1 protein-coding gene is annotated in these 619 nt (G+C 49.1%); it reads right to left on the reverse strand.

From position 1 onward, the window contains the following. On the reverse strand, positions 1-619 hold a 619-nt coding region (locus R7Z47_RS25560), incomplete at both ends, for a TRAP transporter substrate-binding protein (RefSeq protein WP_318130858.1).

Below are 619 nucleotides of genomic sequence, written 5' to 3' on the forward strand. Positions count from 1 at the left end.
CAGATGAGTCTGCTGCTGCTTTCATCAGTGCTTTTTGCTGCTCAGGTGTTAGCTTGTCGTACGTTTTAGTCGAAATAACCAATACGTCTGGCACCATGGTGTGCTCGTCTAGGCTGAAGTATTTCGATACCTCACTGTGACGGCTCAAGCTAAATGATGGGATGTTGTTTTCCGCAGCATCCACCACGCCTTGTTGTAATGCTGTGTATAGCTCACCGTATGCCAATGGTGTCGGGTTACCACCTAACGCTTTTACCATCGCAATAGCAGATGGGCTCGGCTGTACACGTACTTTCAGACCTTTTAGATCTTCCGGCGTATTGATTGGTTTGTTGGTGTAAAAGCTACGTGCGCCCGCATCGTAGTAAGTCACACCAATAAAGCCGCTGTCCGCTGAAGAATTCAGGATTTCGCGACCCACTTCCCCGTCTGTCACTTTGTAGTAGTGGTCTTTATCGCGGACCAAGTAAGGCATGTTGAATGCTGCGTAAGCAGGGGAGAAAGCTTCCAATTCTGCCGCGTTGCTCTTCACCATATCCAGAGCACCGTTTTGCATCAGCTCCATCGATTCACGCTGAGTGCCTAACTGCGCATCAGGGTAGATACGGATACGAACTTC

The sequence above is a fragment of the Vibrio sp. 1641 genome, from assembly GCF_033339995.1.
Lineage (GTDB): Bacteria > Pseudomonadota > Gammaproteobacteria > Enterobacterales > Vibrionaceae > Vibrio > Vibrio alginolyticus.